Source organism: Methanospirillum sp. (genome assembly GCF_028679455.1).
Classification (GTDB): domain Archaea; phylum Halobacteriota; class Methanomicrobia; order Methanomicrobiales; family Methanospirillaceae; genus Methanospirillum.
Genome location: NZ_JAJRBM010000071.1, coordinates 1 through 2,837, shown reverse-complemented (window position 1 = coordinate 2,837; position 2,837 = coordinate 1). Strand labels below are relative to the sequence as shown.

The window sequence follows — 2,837 nt, the reverse complement described above, 5'->3', positions numbered from 1 at the left end:
TGATGAAGCAGCCGATCTCAGTTTCCCGGACACTGACCATAGGTTCAATACTCGGTCTTTTTTTGGTGTTGTCGCATTTTATGCCGGTATCAGCCGCTGATATCCCAGGAGTGATCGGCCAGTATGATGGCTGGGAATTTGAAGATTCACCAACGGTAGGGATGGGGATCTTCCCGGTTGTCACACTTGAACCAAAAGCAAAATCGACACTTACCATTGAAGATTTGCCAGGTAAATCTGCAACACAGATCTGGGTTACCATCTCACCTTTTATTTCAACCCTGAGTGGAAAGAAGACACATCTGATAGTCGGGTATCTGAATGGCGCGCGAGCAGGCACATCGATTACCATTGCCGGCAAGGCATCCGGACAGGATTATCAGGACCTTGCCACCATCAGACCTGATGAGAAGGGCCTCTTTGTCTGGCCGGTTCCTTCAACAGATAGCGATCTTGATCTCTACCGGGTAACTGCAGTATCGGGAACGAATCAGGCTATCTCAAATGCTATCCGGTTCACTCCATCTAATACGTCTGATGTGGTCATCAAACCGGTAGTCAGCCCGATACAGACGGTGATTCCAATGGCAACATCTGACTCAGCCCTCCCTGTTCTTACCCGGTTGACCATCTCCGCGAGTACTGCTACCCCAAGAGTCGGGCAGGATGTTGTGATCTCAGGAAGGCTGACGGATCAGGATGGCCATGGTATCAGTGGTGCAACGATCACGATTGATGAGACGGGGTATCCTGGCGCATCATCTGGAGAACCTTTTGTCACTACCCAAACAGGTTCAGACGGACGATTTGACTACACCCTCTCGGTACGGTTTGCTAATTCGGTTGGTCTCGTTGCGAATTATCAGGGTGATGAAGACCATAAGGCTGCAGAGAGCAATACGCTCTCCTTCACCTCATTCCCAGAGTAAGACCTCTCCCTGGTCCTCAATACTGAACCTTCATCAGTACAGGACTCCCCTTCTGTACTGGAATATGGACCACCCTGTGGTGTGGTTCTGACATCAAGCGTCCGGAAAATAACTATGCTTTGCCCGGGCTTTCACGGAGTATCGATAGTCATGCAAGAATTCAAACGAATCATATCTGTACTTGGAGGAATATTCATTCTTCTCATGCTCATCGGTCCAGTAACAGCGCTTACTCCTGATGACATGGATCTTTCAGTTAAACCGGGAGATGATCTCTTCTCCTATGCAAACGGGAACTGGATGGAGCGCAACCCCGTTCCCGCAGATCTGAGTTTTTACAGTTCAGTTAGTGAAGTGCAACAGTCAGTTGATGACCGGGTTCGGACTATCATTGAGGATGCTGCAGCGAATCCAGGGGAAGATGGATATGAAAAAGCCTTAATTGGAACTTTCTACAATACGGCACTGGATCAGGATCTCGCAGACCGTGTAGGGATGGAACCACTTCGTCCTGAGCTTAACCGGATAGCAGCAGCACAAACGCGTGAGGATATCAGGAATCTGACCATCTATCTGATGAACTTCGGTATCAGTCCGTTCTTTTCCTTTTATGCTGATGAGGATCCAGGAAACAGCAGTATGCTGGTTGCAACGATAGAACAGAGTGGGACATCCCTGCCTGATCGTGAGTACTACTTCAGGGATGATACCGAGAGTGAGCGGGTGAGAGATGAGTTTAAAGGACATGTTTCCCGGATGTTTGTCCTCAATAATGAGTCCCCTGAACAGGCTGATATCGATGCGGCAACCGTACTGCGGATCGAGACACGTCTTGCAAATGCATCTGCCCCGTCTCATGGGTATGGGAAACCGGATCGCCGTTACTTCCCGTGTCCGGTTCGTCGCCTGAATGAGGTCACTGATGGGATTGACTGGGATGGTCTTCTAACTGCGGTTAACCGAACCGATCTCTCGATAATCGATATGTATCAGCCCCTCTATGTTCGGGAAGTCGGAAATGTTTTGAAGGAGGAGCCGGTAGCAGATCTGAAAAAATTCCTTACATTTAAGGTTCTGCAGTTTGCAGCTCCGTACAGCAGTCAGGCCTTTGAACAGGAGAATTTTAACTTTAACAATCGGGTGCTCTCTGGTCAGGAGGAGATGGAGCCGAGATGGAAACGGGTCATCGGTATAATGGATGCAGTGATGGGCGGAGTAGTGGGCGAACTCTATGTGCAGAAATACTTCACCCCTGAAGAGAAGGCTCATGTCAAAGAGATCGTTGAGAATCTCAAGTCCACCCTGAAGGTCAGGCTTTCAAACCTGACTTGGATGGATCCTGAAACCCGAGATAATGCAACCGAAAAACTTGATTCCATGGGTATCCAGATTGGCTATCCTGACCAGTCCGGAGATTATAGTAATCTTGAGGTTTCAAACCGATCATATCTCGATAATATTCTGAATATTACCTGTTACTACTACCGGGCAAGTCTGCAGATTGCAGATACTCCGTCTAACCCTGATACCTGGTATCTGTCGCCACATTCAGTGAATGCATATTATGATACGACAAGGAATAAGATTGTGCTTCCTGCCGGTGTTCTTCAACCACCGTTTTATGATCCTGCAGTTGATGATGCTGAACACTATGGAGCAATCGGCGCTATAATCGGGCACGAATTGATTCATGGGTTTGATTCTCCGCTTCGGAAATTTGTCAAAGATGGAAATGAGACCCTGTTATGGAATGATAATGATACCGTACGGTTCAAGGAAGTTACTACTCCGCTCGTAGCACAGTATGATCAGATGGAGGCGCTTCCCGGATTATATCTGAATGGTACCCGGACGCTTGCTGAAAATGCCGCAGATCTTGGGGGTATGATCATCGCCTGGAATGCCTGG

At 48.3% G+C, this 2,837-nt stretch carries 2 protein-coding genes; both read left to right on the top strand.

Annotated features, from left to right (window positions below; genetic code table 11):
* On the top strand, positions 1–929 hold a 929-nt coding region (locus LUQ50_RS02265; RefSeq protein ID WP_300035545.1), incomplete at its 5' end, for a carboxypeptidase-like regulatory domain-containing protein.
* Positions 930–1,079: 150 nt separating this feature from the next.
* Positions 1,080–2,837: M13 family metallopeptidase (locus LUQ50_RS02260; RefSeq protein WP_300035542.1), on the top strand; the 1,758-nt coding region annotated here is incomplete at its 3' end.